We start from the raw sequence: 17631 nt of genomic DNA on the forward strand, positions 1-17631 counted from the left end.
ATTAAACATCATTTTTTCTTGTATGTAATCCACATTCTTTTTTTGAATTATTTTCCCACCACCATCTTCCACTACGATAATTATCTCCATATTTTATAGAACGAGTGCATGGTGCACATCCTATACTAGGGTATCCTTTATCATATAAAGAATTATATGGGATCCTATGTTTTTTTATTATTTTCTCTATACTTTTTAATTTCCAATGATAAAGAGGATGATATTTTATTAAATGATGTACATCATCCCATTCTAATTCATTGAGATTACTTCTTTCTATTGAATGTTCTGAACGTAATCCAGTTATCCAAACACAATTTCCTTTTAAAGCTTTTTTTAAAGGTTCTACTTTACGTAAATAACAACATTTTTTTCTATTTTCTTTTTTATTATAGAAAGAGTTAGGTCCGTGACATGATAAAAATTTTTCTATATTATTATGGTTAGGAAAAAAAGCAATAATAGAAGTTTCATAAAAATTATTTGTGTCTTCCCATACTTTATAAGTTTCCTCAAAAAATCTACCTGTATCTAAAGTAAATATTTTTATAGGAATTTTATGTTTCAATATAAAATGAGAAATCAACTGATCTTCAATATTAAAACTAGTAGAGAATACAACTTTTTTAGGAAATAAATTGTAAATAATTTTTAATTTTTCTTCTATAGAATTTTTTAAAGGTTCTATCTTTTTATAAAGATCATTGATATATTCTTTTGATAAAGATTTCCCATGCATATTTTCTTCATTTTCATTCGTTTACAAAATAAAAAAACCCTTCGAATTATTCAAAGGGATAAATACATTCACCAGTAATGAACAAATATAAGATATTTTTTTCGTTCATTATTTTGTAAATATAATAATCATTAATCATTATACAAGATAAATATAAATTTTAATTATATTAACTTATTTTTATTATTCATCATAATATTATGAACTAATTTTTTAGTTGTTTCTTTCCTTTTTATTTTTCCAAATGAATTTTCTATAAAATTGGATATAAAAAAAATATTTTTTGGTTTATAAAAAATTTTTTTTCCATAAAAAATATGATCTGGTATTTTTACAGAAACAGGAATTCCTTCTACAATAAGAATGATTTTTTCCCCAAGAACTTCATCTAAAACAGATGATATAAAAAATCTTCTTTTAAAGGGGGTGATAAAAGGGTTGATGTATTTTTCTAATAATTCTGGAATTATTTTAATACCTCCACTATTAATAATATTATCATATCTTCCTTTCCAAAAAAAAAGACGATCCGATATAAGATCTACTATATCATTTGTTTGTATAACATATTTTTTTACGGAAAATTGCAATATAACTTTTAAGCATTTTCTATTGTCTATACTAATATTTACATCTTTTAATATTTTGTAAAATAATGATTTATTTGTACCATTAATTCTTCTCATAGCTATATGGCTATATGTTTCAGTCATTCCATAAGTAGCATAACATTTAGTAGAAACATTTTGTAATTTTTTTTCTAAATTTTCCGATATATTAGATCCTCCAATTAATAAAATTTTAATATTTTCTATTTTTTCTAAACTATAAATTACTTGCATCGGAACCATAGATGATATATCAAAACTATCTTTTATATTGTTCAAAGGTTTAGAAGTAGGCGGTATGCAATAAATTTTCCATTTAAAAATAATAGCACGAATTAAAAACATCTTGGATGCTATAAAATCTGGAGATAGGCATAATAACCCTCTAATTTTTATTTTTTCTATGTTAAGTGTTTTTACAGTATTGATTGCTCTATCAAACATATCATGTTTGTACAATGAAATTTTTTTTGGTTTTCCTGTTGTACCAGAAGTAAAAGTAGTTAAAATAGGGTTATTATTATACCAATTATTTAAAAAAGAAAATATTTGATTTCTCCAATGCAAAGGCGAATTTTCTTCTATTAATACTTTATTTGATAAAAAATCAATCCATATTCCAATTTTTTTCATTTTAAAATAAATTTTTTCCAACATTCCATTTGATGATAGGATTATACCAAATAAAACTTTTTTTTATTTCTATAGGTGATTTAAAGTTGTTAGTATATACATTGATTGTATCTAAACCATGTTTTTCATTATTTTTATATTTTTTATTCATGATAAAAATCCATTGAGAAATAGCATTTATTCCGATATTACTTTCCAAAGAAGAACTAATAGACCACTTAATATTTTTTTTATTAGCTAATAATATCCATTCTTCAGATCCAGAAAATCCTCCATTAATACTTGGTTTTATAATTATATGTTGTGGCATAATGGTGTCTAAAAATTTTATTTTTTCTTTTATTCCATTAACATATACTAAATCTTCATCTAGAAAAATTGGTAATTTTGATTTTAAACATATTTCTGATATATAACTCCAATCATTATTATATGATAATATAGGTTGTTCTATAGAATCTATAATATCTAATTCATAAAGTTTATCTATATAGTAGTATAAAATATCTTTTTTTTTTTTAATAGAAAAAGACCCATTTGCATCTATTCGTATTTTTAAAAATGGATATTTACTTTTTATTACTTTTAACATTGAATATTGATATTCAAAAAAATGAAAATTGAATTTCATTTTGATATATGAAAATCCTTTTGAAACTTTATATTTTACTGTATTTATTAATTTTTTTATCGTTTCTTTTTTAGAGTAGTCCAAATAAGAATTATTCCATATTAAACCATTAATAGGAATTCCATATTTACCTGTATAAAATGAAGAATAAAATAATATAGGAAAATTTTTTTTTAAAGAAAAAAAAACTTGTTCTAATCCAAAAATAATAGATGAATAAGAGATATACTTTTTATAATAACATATTTCCATTTTTTTGATAAGAACTATTTTATCACAAATATTTTTTAATTCATTAATAAATTTATTAGTTTTAATAGTTTTTTCTAATAAAGGATTAAATTCTCCAATTCCTATTTGATCATTCATTTTTAATATGATAAAGTATATTAAATTATATTGAAATATTCTACTTGCATTAGATATTCCTTTTTTAAAGAAAAATATTTTTTTTCTTAAAAAAATTTTTATACCATTAGATCCAAAATCAAACATGAAAATAAAAAATGTATTATATTAAATTAATATAGATTCCCCATAGTTTAATAAAAAAAGTTTTTTATCATTTTTTTCAAACCTATTTTTTGCTTGATTTTTATCTATTTCTATATCAAGAAAAGTATTATAATGAACTCCTAATACTTTTTTACATTTTAAAAAATTAGAGGCTATAATCGCTTCTTCTATATCCATAGTATATTTACCTCCTATTGGTAAAATAGAAAGATCTATTGAACCAAATTTTGGAAATAGTTTCATTTCATTAGTAATAGATGTATCTCCAGAAATATAAATATTACCTTCGTCAGTATGCAAAATAAAACCTCCAGGATTTCCTCCATATGTTCCATCATTAAAAACACTAGAATGAACTGCCCAAGTATATTTTAATTTTCCAAATGAAAAAGAAGTAAAAGATCCATAATTTATACCTTCTGTTTTTACACCTTTTTTCCTAAAATAATTAGATATTTCATAATTAGAAATTAATAAACTATTGTCAAATTTTTTAGAAAAAAATTCAACATCACAGACATGGTCATAATGTGCATGAGTTACTAATATATAATCTAATTTTTTGAAAGAATTAACAAATTTTTCAAATGAATGATTTTTATTAAAAAAAGAATTATTAGAAATAAAAGGGTCTATTAATAAATATTCACCATGTATTTCTAATAAACACGTACTATGAGTAATAAAAGTAATTTTCATATTTTATCATTAAAAAATAATTAGTTAATAAATCCCATATATATACTGTATAAAAAAACCATTTTTATTAATTTTTTTAATTCTAAATTAAATAAATATCTTTCTTTTAAAAAAAAAATACATTTTGCATGATGAAGATATTTGAATATAAATATAATAAATAATAATTGTAAAATATTTCTTTTATTTAAAAGAATAAAAACACTACCTAAAAATAATGAAATTGTTATAAGAAAAACATGATATATTTTTGCATATTTTATACCCAACATATTTGCTATGGTATATTTTCCACAATGATAATCACTATTTATATCTCTCATATTATTAATATTCAAAATAGCTACATTTAATAATCCTATAGATAACGATAGTAAAAATATATCAACATGTAAAGTATAAGTATATAAAAAATAACTTCCTAAAACTGATAAAATTCCAAAGAAAATAAAAACAGAAAAATCTCCTAATCCAAATGATCCATAAGAATAAGAACCTACAGAATAAGTTATAGAACTATATATACAAAAGATAATTCCTACAAAAAAAAGAATGAAAATAAAAACATTTTTAAATGAAAGTGAAATATAAATTAGTGAAAATCCAGATATAAAAGATAAAATAGAAAATAAAATAATAGCTTTTATCATAGAGTGAAATTTAATCAAACCGCTTTGCCCCATTCTTTTTGGTCCAAAAAATCTGAATTTATCAATTCCTTTTATTCCATCTCCATAATCATTTGATATATTAGCTAATATTTGTAGTAATAATGCAGTAACAATACATAGAATATATGTTAAAGTATTTACTTTTTCTACTCTAAATTTTGATATAATAAAGCTAGAAGTTATTCCGGAAATAGATAACGGTAATGTATGTAAACGAATAGCATTTATCCAATGTTTATAAGATATCATAAAAACTTTTTAAACTTTTTAAAGTTTGGTTTTCTTTTTTCTAGAAAAGCTTTTTTTCCTTCTTGGGATTCTTCCATTAAATAAAACATTAAAGTAGCATCTCCTGCTAACTGCATTAGTCCATATTGTCCATCTAGTTCTGCATTTAAACTACGTTTAATCATTCTTATAGCCATAGGAGAATTTTCTTGTATTATTTTACACCATTTTATAGTTTCTTCTTCTAATTTATTTTTTTTTACAATTTTATTAACTAACCCCATATTAAAAGCTTCTTTAGCAGAATACTTTTTACATAAAAACCACATTTCACGTGTTTTTTTTTGTCCAATAATTCTAGCTAAATAAGAACTTCCAAAACCACCATCAAAAGAACCAACTTTAGGTCCTGCTTGACTAAAAATTGCATTATCAGATGCTATAGTAAGATCACAAACTACATGTAATACATTACCACCTCCTACTGCAAAACCATTTACCATTGCTATAACAGGTTTAGGTAAATACCGTATTTTTTTGTATAAATCTAAAACATTTAATTTAGGTATTCCATCTTTTCCTAAATATCCACCTAATCCTCTTTTTGTCTGATCTCCTCCAGAACAAAAAGATTTGTCTCCAGATCCCGTTATTATTAAAACGTCAATATCGTTTCGATATTTACATATTTCTAAAGCGGATATCATTTCTTCTACAGTTTCTACACGAAAAGCATTATGACAGAAAGGCCTATTTATTTCTATTTTGGAAATTCCATTATAAAACATAAATAAAATATCTTCATATTTTTTAATTGTCTTCCAATTGATCATACAATTTTTCATATAAAAATCGATATATATTTACACAAAATAACAAAATATTTTGATACATTTATGTACCGTAATATGTTTTCAGTATTTATAGGAGTAATAATAGGTATTATAGAAATTTTTTTTACTATTATTTTTTTAACAAAAAAATGGTTTTTTCCTATAAATCGTTTTCCAATATGGAATAAAAATTTATTTATTAAAGCTCCTAATAAATTCTTTTTAATTCTGATTATTTTATACGCTATCAGTCCTTTATTAGGAGGTATTATTACAGGATTTTTTGCAAAAAATGCTAAAAAAGCTTATGCAATATTAACTGGATTTATTTTATTTTTTATAGTTTTATTTCATATATTTTTTTACCAATCCCCTGTATGGTTTAAAATAATAGTATTTCCTATATCATTTTATTTTTCATACTTAGGGGGTAATTTTATAGAATTTTTACAGAAAAAAAAATGGATAAATTAAATTAATAATAAATATATAAATCCAAAAATATATCCGATGAGAGCTACGCAACTTATTTTTTTCATATACCAAAAAAAATCTATTTTTTCCATTCCCATTGCAGTAACTCCAGAAGCTGATCCTACAAGCAATAAACTTCCTCCTGTTCCGGAAACGTAGGCCATAAAATGCCATATATTATGATCAATTTTATGAGGGAACATAGCTATAGTAGCAGCTATTAATGGAACATTATCTATGATAGAAGAAATTAATCCAAATATAAATGTTGTTATTTTCCATGTATATACATTTTCATTTATCCAATGAGATAAATTGTATAATAACCCTAAAGATTCTAAAGATGAAACAGATAATAATATTCCTAAAAAAAATAAAATACTAGAAATATCTAATTTTTTAAAAATATCATCAACATATAAAATTTGTTTATTATTATATAGTCTTACTATCACCAATAATATTCCTAAAGAAAACATCATCCCCATATATGGAGGTAAACCTATTATGGTTTTAAGAAGTGGAACAAGTAACATTAGTACTAACCCCATTTTTAACATAAAAAAACCTGTTTTTAAGTTTTTTTTTATTGATAAATTACTTTTATTTATTTGAATAACTCCATTAAAAGATGGAGTTAATGATATTATTAATGTAGAAATAAACATGCATAATATAGATGGAATAAATACTATTTGTAATAAACGAAAAGCAGTTACTTTATTTGATATCCATAACATTGTAGTAGTAATATCTCCAATTGGAGACCAAACTCCACCTGCATTAGCAGATATAATTACTATACCTATATAGTATAAACGTTCTTTGTAATTATAAATTGTTTTTCTTAAAAGAGATATTAATACCATAGTAGCTGTAAGATTATCTATAATAGCAGATAATAAAAAGGATGAAATACTTATTTTCCATAGAAACTTACGTTTTGTATTTGTATAAAATATTTCTTTTAATGCGTCAAATCCAGAAAATTTTTCAATAATAGAAATAATAGACATAGCTCCAATAAGAAAAAATACGATTTCTGAAGCTTTTCCTAAATGAAATAATAATAAGGATTTAGGATCTTTTTTAATTATTAAATTTTGATGCAATTCATATACAGGAAGATGAAAAAACATAATTAAAGACCAACATAGAACTGCCATTAAAATAGACGGAATGACTTTATTTAAAGAAGTATAATTTTCAAGAGCAATAAATAAATATCCAATAATAAAAATTAAAGTTACCATATATTAAATTAATACTACTTTGCTCTATATACTATTAGAATTTTTTTATCCATCCAGCATAATAAGAATTATTTCCAAGTATTTCTTCAATACGTAATAATTGGTTGTATTTTGATGTTCGTTCTGAACGACATATAGAACCAGTTTTTATTTGCTCGATATTAAATGCAACACATAAATCTGCAATAAAAGAATCTTCTGTATCTCCTGATCTATGAGATATAATACTATTATATTTATTTTTTCTAGCGAGATAAATTGTTTCTATTGTTTCTTTTAAAGTTCCTACTTGATTAGGTTTTATCAAAATAGAATTTGCTATATTATTCTCTATTCCTTTATTTAGTATTTCCACTTGAGTGACAAATAAATCATCTCCTACTAATTGTACTTGATCACCTATTTTATCAGTCATCATTTTCCATCCTTTCCAATCATTTTGATCCATTCCATCTTCTATAGAAATAATTGGGTATTTTTTTATTAAATAAGATAGATAATGAATATGTTCTTCTCTAGACTTTTTTTGTATTTTTTCTTTTTCTTTAAATTCTGAATAAATATATTTATTATTTTTATACAATTCAGAAGCAGCACAATCTATAGCAATACCTATTTCATCATAAGGTTCATAATTAGAAATATGTATAGCTTCTAATATATTGTCTAAAGTATCTTCTATTCCATTAAAATTTGGGGAAAAACCACCTTCATCACCTACACTTGTAGATAAACCTCTATCTTGAACAAGATTTTTTAATTCATAAAATACTTTATGTCCCATATGAATAGATTCTGAAAACTTTTTTGCTTTCATAGGAACAATCATAAATTCTTGAAAAGCTATAGGAGCATTAGAATGAACACCTCCATTAACAATGTTTATTAATGGTGTAGGAAGTATATTTGTATGTACTCCTCCCAAATATTTATAAAGAGGAATGTTTAATTTATTTGATGCAGTTCTTGCTATAGCTAATGATACTGCTAATATTGCATTTGCTCCTAATCTAGTTTTATTTTTAGTACCGTCTATATTCAAAAGTATATTGTCTATGATAGTTTGATCTAAAATAGATTTTCCAATTAATTCTGGAGCAATAATGTTATTTACATTATTTACAGCTTTTATGACTCCTTTCCCAAAAAAAAGATGTTCATTATCACGAAGTTCAAAAGCCTCATTTTCACCTTTTGAAGCGCCAGATGGTACAGATGCTCTTCCAAAAGAGTTACTATATGTTATAATATCTACTTCTATAGTTGGATTTCCTCTAGAATCTAATATCTGTCTAGCTATTACATTCTTAATTTTGCTCATTTCCAATAATATTTTTTCTATTTTTTTTGCTTTTACGTCTTACAGATTTCTTTTTTGTTTTTGATATATAGTTGGAATTATTGAAATCTACTAATTCAATAAAAGAAATAGATGCTCTATCTCCAAATCGAAAACCAGTTTTTATTACTCTTGTATATCCACCGTTACGTTCACGTACTTTTTGAAAAGTTGTTTTAAAAAGTTCTGAAACAGCTAATTTATCTTGTAAATATGAAAAAATATTTCTTCTAGAATGAGTTGTATCAATTTTTGATTTTGTAATAATAGGTTCAACATATTTTTTCAATGCTTTTGCTTTAGATAAGGTAGTAAATATCCTTTTATTTTTTATTAGAGAAGATGCCATATTGGAAAGAATAGATCTTCTGTGTCCATATTTTTTTCCTAAAAAATTGTTATTATTTCTATGGTTCATAAATAAATAATTTATTCTTTATCTTCTAATTTAAATTCTGATATATCCATTCCAAAATATAAACCTTTTTCTTTCATTTTACTTTCTAATTCATCTAAAGATTTTTTTCCAAAATTTCTCATTTTTAACATGTTATTTCTATTACAAGAAACTAGATCTTTTATAGTTTTTATAGAAGCAGATTTTAAACAATTTTTTGTACGTACGGATAAATCCATATCATTAAGTTTAGATTTTAGTAATGTTTTCATACGTAAATATTCTTCATCATATTTTTTATCTTTTCCAATTTTTTCTTGTTTCTTTTTTCCTATTTTATCATAAGAAAAAATAGAAAAATATTGAATTAATATTTCAGAGGCTTCCATTAAAGCTATTTTTGGAGAAATAGATCCATCTGTTTTAATTTCTAATGATAAATTTTCGAAATCAGTTTTTTGACCTACACGACAATTTTCTATTGTGTACTTTACATTTTTAATAGGAGTATAGATAGAATCAATAGGTATTGTATCTATTAAGTGGTCATTGTTATTATTACTTTTTTTATTTTCTTCTGCAGGAACATAACCTCTTCCTTCTTCTATTGTAAAATTTATTTCTAATGGAACAGATATGTCTTTATTACAAATAACTATATCTGTATTTAAAATCTGAAAGTTAGAAATGAATTTATTCAAAATATCTCCTGTTACTTTTTCTACATCTCCAACTCCAATATTAACATTAACAGTTTCTTTATTTATTCCTGGTATTTCTTGTTTAAAACGAATTTTTTTAAAATTTAAAACTATTTCAGTCACATCTTCTATTACTCCATTTATAGTGGAAAATTCATATTTTACACCTTTAATTCTAATAGATGTAACAGCAAAACCTCTTAATGATCCTAGAAGAACTCTTCTTAACGAATTTCCTAATGTTATACCATATCCAGGTTCTAAAGGTTTTAAATGAAAAATACCTACATTATCCGATAATTCGGATATTGTTATTCTATCAGGTTTTACAAAATCTAAAACAGACATAATTTATTTTTCATTATTTTGAATACAATTCCACAATTAATTGTTCCTTAATATTTTCAGGTATTTGTGCTCTTTTAGGCATAATTCTGAATATTCCAAACATATTTTTTTCATCTAAAATTAACCATTCTACTAAAACCCCTATTTTTTTATTAATAGAGTCTATTATTAATGGATGTTTTCTAGACTTTTCTCTAATTTTTATTTTATCTCCAGGTTTTAATCTAAAAGATGGAATATTTACAATTTTATCATTTACTAAAACATGTCTATGAGAAACAATTTGCCTTGCAGAAGATCTAGATGGAGCAAATTTTAGTCTAAATACTATATTATCAAGTCGACTTTCACAAGCTTGTAATAGTAATTCACCAGTTATTCCTTTTTTTCTTGCAGATTCAAGAAATAATCTTTTAAATTGACGTTCTAATATACCGTAAGTATATTTTGCCTTTTGTTTTTCTACTAATTGTACAAGATATTCTGATCTTTTACCTCCTCTACGTCTAATATTAATATATTTACTAGTTGGATATTTTTTTCTATCAAAATATTTATCTTCTCCATAAAGACTTTCTCCAAATCTTCTAGATATTTTAGTTTTGGGTCCTATATATTTTGCCATAAAAATACTGAAATTAAACTCTTCTCCTTTTAGGAGGTCTACAACCATTATGTGGTAATGGAGTAATATCTTTTATTAAAGTAACTATGATACCAGAATTACTTAATGCACGTATAGCTGAATCTCTTCCAGCACCAGGTCCTTTAACTTTTACTTCAACTTTTTTTACTCCAGCATTTAACGCATCTTTTGCTACATTTTCTGCTGCTATTTGAGCAGCGTAAGGAGTATTTTTCTTAGATCCTTTAAAACTCATTTTTCCAGCAGAAGACCATGCAATAACTTCTCCTTTTCTATTTGTTAAAGTAATAATAATATTGTTAAAAGTAGATTGAATATGAGCTATCCCTGTAGAATCAGTTGAAACTGATTTTTTTTTTTCTAACGATGATTTAACCATAAATTTTCATATCATTATTATTTTGTAATTTTTTTCTTATTCGCGACAGTTTTTTTTCTTCCTTTTCTAGTCCTGCAATTATTTTTAGTTTTTTGACCCCTTGATGGAAGCCCTTTTCTATGTCTTGTTCCCACGTAACATGATATGTCTATTAATCTTTTGATATTCGTTTGAATATCAGACCTCAATTCTCCCTCAATTTTTATATTATTAGATATATATTTTCTAATTTTACTTATATCAGTATCAGACCAATCCAAAATTTTTTTATTTTCATCTATTTCAACAGAACGTAGTATTTTTTTGGATAAACTTTTTCCTATTCCATACAAATAAGTTAAACCAATAACTCCTCTTTTAGATAAAGGAAGATCTATTCCAGAAATTCTTACCGACATGTTAATTAACCTTGTTTTTGTTTAAATCTAGGATTTTTTTTATTTATAATACGTAAACGACCTTTTCTACTAACGATTTTACAATCTTTAGTTCTTTTTTTTAAAGAAGCTCTGACTTTCATATAATGAATTTATTTTATTAAAATTTTTTAATATCTGTAAGTTATTCTACCTCTTTCTAAATCATAAGATGACATTTCTAATCTAACTTTATCTCCAGGCAATATTTTTATGTAATGCATTCTCATTTTTCCAGATATATGCGCTTTTACTATACAACCATTTTCTAATTCTACACGAAACATTGCATTTGGAGATGATTCTATAATAGTTCCATCTACTTCTATATGTTTTTGTTTAGTCATAAACTAAGAAAATATAATTTAACGATAGTTTAATAATAATATACAAAAAAAATTATAATTTACTGTATTTATTATTACGATTTTTCATCATCATTAATCCATCATAATGATAATTTAACAAATATATATTTACTTGTTGTGATATATCTAAAATAACTCCAACAACAATTAATAGTGAAGTCCCACCATAAAATAATGAAAAACTTTGTGTAATTCCTATTCTAAAAACTACAGATGGAAGTATAGCTATGATTGCTAATAAAAAAGCTCCAGGAAAAGTTATATTTGATAAAATATCATCTATATATTTTGCAGTATCTTTTCCAGGTTTTATTCTAGGTATATGACCTCCGTTTCTTTTTAAATCATCAGCTATTTGATTTACTGGTATAGTAATTGCTGTATAAAAAAAAGTAAAAACTATAACTAATATAAAAATAGTAGAATTATACCATATTCCATATATATCTTGGAAAAGATGAAAAAATTTCTTTATTTCCGTATTTTTAATATAGTTTGAAAAAGTTAATGGAAATAACATGATAGCTTGAGAGAATATAATAGGCATAACACCTGCTGCAGTAATTTTTAAAGGTATATATTGATGTTTTTTATGAATTAATTTGGAAGCCGCTCCTAAATATTTATAATGTGAAACATATTGTACTGGTATTTTTCTTACAGCCTGAATAATAATAATAGAAAATAAAATAACTAATAACCATAATATAATTTCTAGAAAAAAAATAATTAAACCTGTACTTTTTCTCTCTATTTTATTAAACAATTCTTTCATTATAGCGTGTGGAAGACGAGAAATTATACCAGACATAATAATTAATGAAACTCCATTTCCTATGCCTTTATCTGTAATATAATCCCCTAACCACATCGTAAATAACGTTCCAGAAGTTAAAATCACAACTCCTATTATCCAAAACATACTACTTCCATAAGAAGTATTCATATCTATTAGATAAGTAGATTGATAATGAGGATTACTACCACTAATAGGTAAAAATGGAATAAATTGTTTAGTTAATGAAATAAGATATACAGGTCCTTGTATTAAACATATTATTACAGTAAGCCATTTTGTAATGAGATTAATTTGTTTTCTTCCACTTTCTCCATCTCTACGCAATCTTTGTAAAGAAGGAATAATAATACACATTAATTGTATTATAATAGAAGAAGATATATATGGCATAATTCCTAAAGCTAATATAGAGGCTCTATTAAAAGCACCACCAGTAAAAGAAGAAAGTATTTGCATTAATCCTTTTGACCCTGAATTAATTTTATCCAAAAAATCACTAATGCCTAACGGATTAATACCAGGTAATGGGATATAAGCTCCAAAACGATATATTAATAACAAACCTAAAGTTATTATTATTTTTTTCCGCAATTCTTTTGTATGATATATATTATAAAAAGTAATTAGGAAATTATTCACAATAATTTATTATTTCGATAATATCAATACTGATCCTCCAGATTTTTTTATATAAAACAAAGCTTTTTTACTAAATTGATGTGCACTTATTTTTAATGAAGAAGATAGAGATCCTCTTCCTAAAATTTTAATAAAATTATCTTTAGTAATAATTTTATTCTTAATAAAAATTTCTTTATCAATAATATTATTTTTAATTATTCCTTTATCAATAAGACTTTGTAATCTATCCAAATTAAGTATAACAATTCTTCTTTTATTTATTCTTTTAAATCCAAATTTTGGAATTCTTCTTTGAATAGGCATTTGACCACCTTCAAAACCTTTTTTTTTAGAAAATCCAGATCTAGATTTTGCTCCTTTATGACCTCTTCCACAAGTACCTCCTTTACCCGTACCTTGTCCTCTACCCAATCTCAATTTTTTTCTTTTGACAGATCCAATTTTTGGGGATAAAGAATTTAGTTTAATATTATCCATGATATACTCTTTTAATAGAAATTCCTCTTTGTTTTGCTATAATATAAACATCTCTCATTTTACTAAGAGCTTTAATAGTTGCTTTAATAATATTATGATGATTAGAAGAACCTTTTGATTTAGATAATACATTTCTTAATCCTACAGCTTCAAGAACAGCTCTTAATGGCCCACCTGCTATAATTCCCGTACCATCAGAAGCGGGTCGTATAAGAACACAAGCTCCACCATATTTTGCTTCTTGTTCATGAGGAATAGTTCCGTTTGATATACAAACTTTATAAAGATTTCTTCTAGCTTGTTCTCCAGCTTTATGAATTGCATCAGGAGCATCTTTTGATTTCCCAAACCCATACCCTACTAGTCCATTTTCATTACCTTTAATAACAATAGCACTAAAACTAAAATATCTTCTTCCTTTAGTTACTTTACAAACTCGTGTGACTCCAACTAATCTTTCTTTTAATTCTAAATTTGTATGCTTCGTTTTTTTCATACTAATAATATTACATAATAATCATGAATCATGCATAATTCTTTTAAAAATCTAATCCTATTTCTCTTATTCCATCAGCTAAAGATTTAACTCTTCCATGATATAAATATCTTCCTTTATCAAAAACTAATTTTTTAATGTTTAATTTTTTAATTCTATTTCCTAATAATCTACCAACTTTCATAGATAAATCTGTTTTATTGTTTTTTTTACAATCACGAAAAATTTTCTCTATTGAAGAAGAAGATGTTAAAGTTCTACCAGATGAATCATCTATTACTTGTGCATATATACTTTTATTACTTCTAAAAACAGAAATTCTCGGTCTATCTGGATTACCAAAAACTTTTTTGTATTTTTTATTTTTATTCTTTTTCATAAAGAATTTAATTTATTTATGCTGATTTTCCTGTTTTTCTTCTAATATTTTCTCCTAAATATCTAATTCCTTTTCCTTTATAAGGCTCTGGTTTTCTAAAAGATCTAATTTTAGATGCTATTATTCCTAGCAATTGTTTATCACAAGATTTTAAAATAATAATAGTATTCTTTCCTTTTTCTATCTTAATATCTATCAAAATATTTTCAGGTAATTGTATCATAATATTATGAGAAAAACCAAGATTCAAATCCAAAACATTATTATCAATGCAGGTGGCTCTATATCCAATTCCAACTAATTCTAATTTTTTTTGAAAACCTATAGAAACTCCTATAATCATATTATTAATTAAAACACGATATAATCCATGTAATGACTTAACGACTTTAGTATTTTTCGTTCTTAAAATTTCTAATTGTTTATTAGAAACATGTAATTTTATATATTTGGGAATTTTTTGTTTTAATATTCCCAAATTTCCCTTTATTAAAATTTCACAATTAGTTATTGTAATTTTTACATTACTAGGAATAAGTATTGGTTTTTTTCCAATTCTAGACATAAAAAATTTATTTTAATATACATAACATATAATTTCTCCTCCTATTTTTCTTTTTCGAGCTTCTTTATCTGTCATTATTCCACTAGAAGTGGATATAATAGCAATTCCTAAACCATTTAATACACGAGGTATATTTTTATATTTACAATATTTTCTTAATCCAGGTTTACTTATTCTTATAATTTTTTGTATTACTGAAGTTTTTTTTTGATAATATTTTAAAGCTATTTTAATAATTTTTTTATCCTTCATTATTTTATAATCTAAAATATATCCATTATCTAACAAAACATAAGCTATTCTTTGTTTAACCTTAGAAGTAAAAACTTCTAAAACTGCATGTTTTGCAATAGTAGCATTTCTAATTCTAGTTAGAAAATCAGCAATAGTGTCCATATTATTATATTATTATTATAACCATTACCTTACCAACTAGCCTTTTTAACTCCAGGAATAAGTCCTTGAGATGCTAAATTTCTAAAAACAATACGAGATATTCCAAATTTTCTCATATAACCTCTACTTCTTCCAGTAATAGAACATCTGTTCCTTAAACGAACAGGCGATGCATCCCTAGGTAATTTTTGTAATAATTCATAATTACCAGATTTTTTTATCTTTCTTCTTTTATTGGCATATTTCATTACAATTTTTTCTCTTTTTTTTTGTCTTGCTTTTACAGATTCTTTAGCCATATCTATTTTAATTTTGATTTTTTTTAAAAGGAATTCCAAAAAGAGATAAAAGTTCCATAGCTTCCATATCATTGGAAGTAGAAGTTACAAATGTAATATTCATTCCCATATTTTTCTTAATTTTATCAATATTTATTTCTGGATAAATTATTTGTTCAGATATTCCCATATTATAATTACCATTTCCATCAAAACTACTTGTTTTTACACCATCAAAATCCCTAACTCTTGGCAATGAAATAATAATAAGCCTTTCTAAAAATTCATACATTTTTGTCCTTCGTAAAGTTACTTTAACTCCTATAGGCATTCCTTTTCTAAGTTTAAAGCCAGATTCATCATGTTTAGAATAACAAAATACTCCTTTTTGTCCTGTTATATCTGTTATTTCTTTCATAGAAAAATCTATGATTTTCTTATCTAATACCGATATTCCAACTCCTTGATGAATTATTATTTTTACTAATTTTGGAACTTGCATTATAGAACAATAACCAAATTTTTTTGTTAGATTTGGAATTATTTTTTTATCATAAAAATTTTTTAATCTAGTTTTATAAACCATTATTTGTTTATTTTATGACTTTTTATAACTATTTAGATTTATCACTTATTTTTTTCAGATTTGATAAATGTATAGGAGATTCTTTTTCTACAATTTTTCCCTTAGGATTTTTAAGTTCAGGTTTTATATGTTTTTTGACTATATTTATTCCATTTACAATAGCTTTTCTTCTTTTTGGAAAAACTTTTTTTATAAATCCTTTATTTCCTTTATAATTTCCAGATAATATTAAAACCTTATCTTTTTTCTTAATCTTCATAATTATATTTACAATATTTAATTTTACTATAATACTTCTTGTGCTAAAGAAATAATTTTCATATATTCTTTTTCTCTTAATTCTCTTGCGACAGGGCCAAAAACTCTAGTACCTATCATATCTCCTGATGGATTAATAAGTACACAAGCGTTATCATCAAAACTAATATATGAACCATCTTTTCTTCTTATTCTATTTTTTGTTCTAATTACTACTGCTTTTAATATTTGCCCTTTTTTTACTAAATTTCCTCCAGGAATAGCTATTTTTATAGTAACAATGATAGAATCTCCTAAAAAAGCATACCTTTTACCAGAACCTCCTAATACTCTAATAACTAATGCTTCTTTTGCTCCTGTATTATCAGATACTCTACATCTAGATTCTTGTTGTAACATTTATTTGGATTTTTCTAATATAGATACTAATCTCCAAGATTTTTTCTTACTTATAGGACGTGTTTCCATTATAGAAACCTTATCACCATTTTTAGATATATTTTTTTCATCATGAACCATATACTTTTTCTTTTTTGTTACACTTTTTCCATAATATGGATGTTTAACTTTTTTTATTTCATATACTACTATAGTTTTATTCATTTTATCACTTATAACTATACCTTTTCTCTGTTTTCTAATACTCCTAAATTTATTCATTTTTATTTTTTTTATTTAATTCAGTTTTTAATTTAGCAATATTCTTTCTTAAAAATCTAATTTCCATAGGATTTTTACATAATCTTATAAAATGGTTGAATTTTATCTTTTGATAAATTTTTTTTTGATTTTTAATTTTTTCTATTAAAGACTTTATTATACCTATGTCTTCTTTCTTATCACTTTTATTCTGATCAGAAACAGATTTCATACCTA

The 17631-nt window shown here is 24.0% G+C and carries 28 protein-coding genes; 1 reads left to right on the forward strand and 27 read right to left on the reverse strand.

Features of this window, described 5'->3' with window-relative positions; genetic code table 11:
* Position 1 precedes the first annotated feature (1 nt).
* The 6 genes from H0H49_RS01770 to menB all read right to left on the reverse strand — a co-directional run bounded on the left by H0H49_RS01770 (position 2) and on the right by menB (position 5558).
* Positions 2-739 (reverse strand): phosphoadenylyl-sulfate reductase, encoded by a 738-nt coding sequence (locus tag H0H49_RS01770; RefSeq protein WP_185864260.1) that lies wholly within the window; start codon positions 737-739, stop codon positions 2-4.
* Between the two features lie 164 nt (positions 740-903).
* A complete protein-coding gene (locus tag H0H49_RS01775; RefSeq protein WP_185864261.1) occupies positions 904-1980 on the reverse strand; it encodes an AMP-binding protein in 1077 nt (358 codons plus the stop codon).
* A gap of 1 nt (position 1981) precedes the next feature.
* Positions 1982-3106, reverse strand: a complete 1125-nt coding sequence (locus tag H0H49_RS01780; RefSeq protein WP_185864262.1) for an enolase C-terminal domain-like protein — start codon at positions 3104-3106, stop codon at positions 1982-1984.
* Positions 3107-3127: 21 nt separating this feature from the next.
* Positions 3128-3826, reverse strand: a complete 699-nt coding sequence (locus H0H49_RS01785; RefSeq protein WP_185864263.1) for a metal-dependent hydrolase — start codon at positions 3824-3826, stop codon at positions 3128-3130.
* A gap of 20 nt (positions 3827-3846) precedes the next feature.
* Positions 3847-4746 carry a 1,4-dihydroxy-2-naphthoate octaprenyltransferase gene (gene menA, locus H0H49_RS01790; RefSeq protein WP_317168691.1) on the reverse strand — a complete coding sequence of 300 codons (900 nt, stop codon included), beginning with the start codon at positions 4744-4746 and terminating at the stop codon, positions 3847-3849.
* Complete coding sequence (menB, locus tag H0H49_RS01795; protein WP_185864264.1) at positions 4743-5558, reverse strand: 1,4-dihydroxy-2-naphthoyl-CoA synthase; 816 nt, start codon at positions 5556-5558, stop codon at positions 4743-4745. The genes menA and menB overlap by 4 nt, the downstream gene beginning before the upstream one ends.
* A gap of 75 nt (positions 5559-5633) precedes the next feature.
* Here menB and H0H49_RS01800 point away from each other — a divergent pair, with 75 nt between their 5' ends.
* On the forward strand, positions 5634-6032 hold the full coding sequence (locus H0H49_RS01800) for a hypothetical protein (protein WP_238784932.1): 399 nt from the start codon (positions 5634-5636) through the stop codon (positions 6030-6032).
* On the opposite strand, the gene nhaD is transcribed toward H0H49_RS01800, so the two are convergent.
* The 21 genes from nhaD to rpmC all read right to left on the reverse strand — a co-directional run.
* Complete coding sequence (nhaD, locus tag H0H49_RS01805; RefSeq protein ID WP_185864266.1) at positions 6029-7285, reverse strand: sodium:proton antiporter NhaD; 1257 nt, start codon at positions 7283-7285, stop codon at positions 6029-6031. The two genes, H0H49_RS01800 and nhaD, sit on opposite strands and share 4 nt — an antisense overlap.
* A 34-nt stretch (positions 7286-7319) precedes the next feature.
* The gene (eno, locus tag H0H49_RS01810) at positions 7320-8606 is read right to left on the reverse strand and encodes a phosphopyruvate hydratase (RefSeq protein WP_185864267.1); all 1287 of its coding nucleotides are present in this window, start codon (positions 8604-8606) and stop codon (positions 7320-7322) included.
* Positions 8593-9042, reverse strand: coding sequence for a 50S ribosomal protein L17 (gene rplQ, locus H0H49_RS01815; RefSeq protein ID WP_185864268.1), 450 nt, complete (start codon positions 9040-9042; stop codon positions 8593-8595). Before rplQ ends, eno begins: the two co-directional genes overlap by 14 nt.
* An 11-nt stretch (positions 9043-9053) precedes the next feature.
* The gene (locus tag H0H49_RS01820; RefSeq protein ID WP_185864269.1) at positions 9054-10070 is read right to left on the reverse strand and encodes a DNA-directed RNA polymerase subunit alpha; all 1017 of its coding nucleotides are present in this window, start codon (positions 10068-10070) and stop codon (positions 9054-9056) included.
* A gap of 13 nt (positions 10071-10083) precedes the next feature.
* Entirely contained in the window at positions 10084-10695 is a 612-nt protein-coding gene (rpsD, locus tag H0H49_RS01825; RefSeq protein ID WP_185864754.1) for a 30S ribosomal protein S4, read from the reverse strand.
* Positions 10696-10708: 13 nt separating this feature from the next.
* Complete coding sequence (rpsK, locus tag H0H49_RS01830; protein WP_185864270.1) at positions 10709-11095, reverse strand: 30S ribosomal protein S11; 387 nt, start codon at positions 11093-11095, stop codon at positions 10709-10711.
* A gap of 17 nt (positions 11096-11112) precedes the next feature.
* Positions 11113-11493 (reverse strand): 30S ribosomal protein S13, encoded by a 381-nt coding sequence (rpsM, locus tag H0H49_RS01835; RefSeq protein ID WP_185864271.1) that lies wholly within the window; start codon positions 11491-11493, stop codon positions 11113-11115.
* 5 nt (positions 11494-11498) lie between these two features.
* Positions 11499-11615 carry a 50S ribosomal protein L36 gene (gene rpmJ, locus H0H49_RS01840; protein ID WP_185864272.1) on the reverse strand — a complete coding sequence of 39 codons (117 nt, stop codon included), beginning with the start codon at positions 11613-11615 and terminating at the stop codon, positions 11499-11501.
* A 27-nt stretch (positions 11616-11642) separates the two neighbouring features.
* The gene (infA, locus tag H0H49_RS01845) at positions 11643-11858 is read right to left on the reverse strand and encodes a translation initiation factor IF-1 (RefSeq protein WP_185864273.1); all 216 of its coding nucleotides are present in this window, start codon (positions 11856-11858) and stop codon (positions 11643-11645) included.
* 52 nt (positions 11859-11910) lie between these two features.
* Positions 11911-13317 (reverse strand): preprotein translocase subunit SecY, encoded by a 1407-nt coding sequence (gene secY, locus H0H49_RS01850; protein WP_185864274.1) that lies wholly within the window; start codon positions 13315-13317, stop codon positions 11911-11913.
* Positions 13318-13326: 9 nt separating this feature from the next.
* Complete coding sequence (gene rplO / locus H0H49_RS01855; protein ID WP_185864275.1) at positions 13327-13797, reverse strand: 50S ribosomal protein L15; 471 nt, start codon at positions 13795-13797, stop codon at positions 13327-13329.
* On the reverse strand, positions 13790-14293 hold the full coding sequence (gene rpsE, locus H0H49_RS01860; RefSeq protein WP_185864276.1) for a 30S ribosomal protein S5: 504 nt from the start codon (positions 14291-14293) through the stop codon (positions 13790-13792). Before rpsE ends, rplO begins: the two co-directional genes overlap by 8 nt.
* Before the next feature lie 43 nt (positions 14294-14336).
* Entirely contained in the window at positions 14337-14672 is a 336-nt protein-coding gene (gene rplR, locus H0H49_RS01865; protein WP_185864277.1) for a 50S ribosomal protein L18, read from the reverse strand.
* 16 nt (positions 14673-14688) lie between these two features.
* Positions 14689-15237: a 50S ribosomal protein L6 gene (gene rplF / locus H0H49_RS01870; protein ID WP_185864278.1), complete on the reverse strand. Its 549-nt coding sequence runs from the start codon at positions 15235-15237 to the stop codon at positions 14689-14691.
* 12 nt (positions 15238-15249) lie between these two features.
* A complete protein-coding gene (gene rpsH, locus H0H49_RS01875; protein ID WP_185864279.1) occupies positions 15250-15633 on the reverse strand; it encodes a 30S ribosomal protein S8 in 384 nt (127 codons plus the stop codon).
* A 29-nt stretch (positions 15634-15662) separates the two neighbouring features.
* Positions 15663-15932, reverse strand: coding sequence for a 30S ribosomal protein S14 (gene rpsN, locus H0H49_RS01880; RefSeq protein WP_185864280.1), 270 nt, complete (start codon positions 15930-15932; stop codon positions 15663-15665).
* Between the two features lie 7 nt (positions 15933-15939).
* The gene (rplE, locus tag H0H49_RS01885; protein ID WP_185864281.1) at positions 15940-16497 is read right to left on the reverse strand and encodes a 50S ribosomal protein L5; all 558 of its coding nucleotides are present in this window, start codon (positions 16495-16497) and stop codon (positions 15940-15942) included.
* A 28-nt stretch (positions 16498-16525) separates the two neighbouring features.
* The gene (gene rplX / locus H0H49_RS01890; protein WP_185864282.1) at positions 16526-16756 is read right to left on the reverse strand and encodes a 50S ribosomal protein L24; all 231 of its coding nucleotides are present in this window, start codon (positions 16754-16756) and stop codon (positions 16526-16528) included.
* 26 nt (positions 16757-16782) lie between these two features.
* Positions 16783-17154 carry a 50S ribosomal protein L14 gene (rplN, locus tag H0H49_RS01895; RefSeq protein WP_185864283.1) on the reverse strand — a complete coding sequence of 124 codons (372 nt, stop codon included), beginning with the start codon at positions 17152-17154 and terminating at the stop codon, positions 16783-16785.
* Positions 17155-17415, reverse strand: coding sequence for a 30S ribosomal protein S17 (gene rpsQ, locus H0H49_RS01900; protein ID WP_185864284.1), 261 nt, complete (start codon positions 17413-17415; stop codon positions 17155-17157).
* A partial coding sequence (gene rpmC / locus H0H49_RS01905; RefSeq protein WP_238784933.1) for a 50S ribosomal protein L29 occupies positions 17408-17631 on the reverse strand: 224 nt, incomplete at its 5' end. The genes rpsQ and rpmC, both read right to left, overlap by 8 nt.

This window comes from Blattabacterium cuenoti (assembly GCF_014252035.1).
Lineage (GTDB): Bacteria > Bacteroidota > Bacteroidia > Flavobacteriales > Blattabacteriaceae > Blattabacterium > Blattabacterium cuenoti_Z.

What these genes read in the sequence shown, in the direction of transcription:
- H0H49_RS01770 (WP_185864260.1), bottom strand. Translation starts at nt 739, where the DNA reads ATGCATGGGAAATCTTTATCAAAAGAATATATCAATGATCTTTATAAA.
- H0H49_RS01775 (WP_185864261.1), bottom strand. Translation starts at nt 1,980, where the DNA reads ATGAAAAAAATTGGAATATGGATTGATTTTTTATCAAATAAAGTATTA.
- H0H49_RS01780 (WP_185864262.1), bottom strand. Translation starts at nt 3,106, where the DNA reads ATGTTTGATTTTGGATCTAATGGTATAAAAATTTTTTTAAGAAAAAAA.
- H0H49_RS01785 (WP_185864263.1), bottom strand. Translation starts at nt 3,826, where the DNA reads ATGAAAATTACTTTTATTACTCATAGTACGTGTTTATTAGAAATACAT.
- menA (WP_317168691.1), bottom strand. Translation starts at nt 4,746, where the DNA reads ATGATATCTTATAAACATTGGATAAATGCTATTCGTTTACATACATTA.
- menB (WP_185864264.1), bottom strand. Translation starts at nt 5,558, where the DNA reads ATGATCAATTGGAAGACAATTAAAAAATATGAAGATATTTTATTTATG.
- H0H49_RS01800 (WP_238784932.1), top strand. Translation starts at nt 5,634, where the DNA reads ATGTTTTCAGTATTTATAGGAGTAATAATAGGTATTATAGAAATTTTT.
- nhaD (WP_185864266.1), bottom strand. Translation starts at nt 7,285, where the DNA reads ATGGTAACTTTAATTTTTATTATTGGATATTTATTTATTGCTCTTGAA.
- eno (WP_185864267.1), bottom strand. Translation starts at nt 8,606, where the DNA reads ATGAGCAAAATTAAGAATGTAATAGCTAGACAGATATTAGATTCTAGA.
- rplQ (WP_185864268.1), bottom strand. Translation starts at nt 9,042, where the DNA reads ATGAACCATAGAAATAATAACAATTTTTTAGGAAAAAAATATGGACAC.
- H0H49_RS01820 (WP_185864269.1), bottom strand. Translation starts at nt 10,070, where the DNA reads ATGTCTGTTTTAGATTTTGTAAAACCTGATAGAATAACAATATCCGAA.
- rpsD (WP_185864754.1), bottom strand. Translation starts at nt 10,695, where the DNA reads ATGGCAAAATATATAGGACCCAAAACTAAAATATCTAGAAGATTTGGA.
- rpsK (WP_185864270.1), bottom strand. Translation starts at nt 11,095, where the DNA reads ATGGTTAAATCATCGTTAGAAAAAAAAAAATCAGTTTCAACTGATTCT.
- rpsM (WP_185864271.1), bottom strand. Translation starts at nt 11,493, where the DNA reads ATGTCGGTAAGAATTTCTGGAATAGATCTTCCTTTATCTAAAAGAGGA.
- rpmJ (WP_185864272.1), bottom strand. Translation starts at nt 11,615, where the DNA reads ATGAAAGTCAGAGCTTCTTTAAAAAAAAGAACTAAAGATTGTAAAATC.
- infA (WP_185864273.1), bottom strand. Translation starts at nt 11,858, where the DNA reads ATGACTAAACAAAAACATATAGAAGTAGATGGAACTATTATAGAATCA.
- rplO (WP_185864275.1), bottom strand. Translation starts at nt 13,797, where the DNA reads ATGGATAATATTAAACTAAATTCTTTATCCCCAAAAATTGGATCTGTC.
- rpsE (WP_185864276.1), bottom strand. Translation starts at nt 14,293, where the DNA reads ATGAAAAAAACGAAGCATACAAATTTAGAATTAAAAGAAAGATTAGTT.
- rplR (WP_185864277.1), bottom strand. Translation starts at nt 14,672, where the DNA reads ATGAAAAAGAATAAAAATAAAAAATACAAAAAAGTTTTTGGTAATCCA.
- rplF (WP_185864278.1), bottom strand. Translation starts at nt 15,237, where the DNA reads ATGTCTAGAATTGGAAAAAAACCAATACTTATTCCTAGTAATGTAAAA.
- rpsH (WP_185864279.1), bottom strand. Translation starts at nt 15,633, where the DNA reads ATGGACACTATTGCTGATTTTCTAACTAGAATTAGAAATGCTACTATT.
- rpsN (WP_185864280.1), bottom strand. Translation starts at nt 15,932, where the DNA reads ATGGCTAAAGAATCTGTAAAAGCAAGACAAAAAAAAAGAGAAAAAATT.
- rplE (WP_185864281.1), bottom strand. Translation starts at nt 16,497, where the DNA reads ATGGTTTATAAAACTAGATTAAAAAATTTTTATGATAAAAAAATAATT.
- rplX (WP_185864282.1), bottom strand. Translation starts at nt 16,756, where the DNA reads ATGAAGATTAAGAAAAAAGATAAGGTTTTAATATTATCTGGAAATTAT.
- rplN (WP_185864283.1), bottom strand. Translation starts at nt 17,154, where the DNA reads ATGTTACAACAAGAATCTAGATGTAGAGTATCTGATAATACAGGAGCA.
- rpsQ (WP_185864284.1), bottom strand. Translation starts at nt 17,415, where the DNA reads ATGAATAAATTTAGGAGTATTAGAAAACAGAGAAAAGGTATAGTTATA.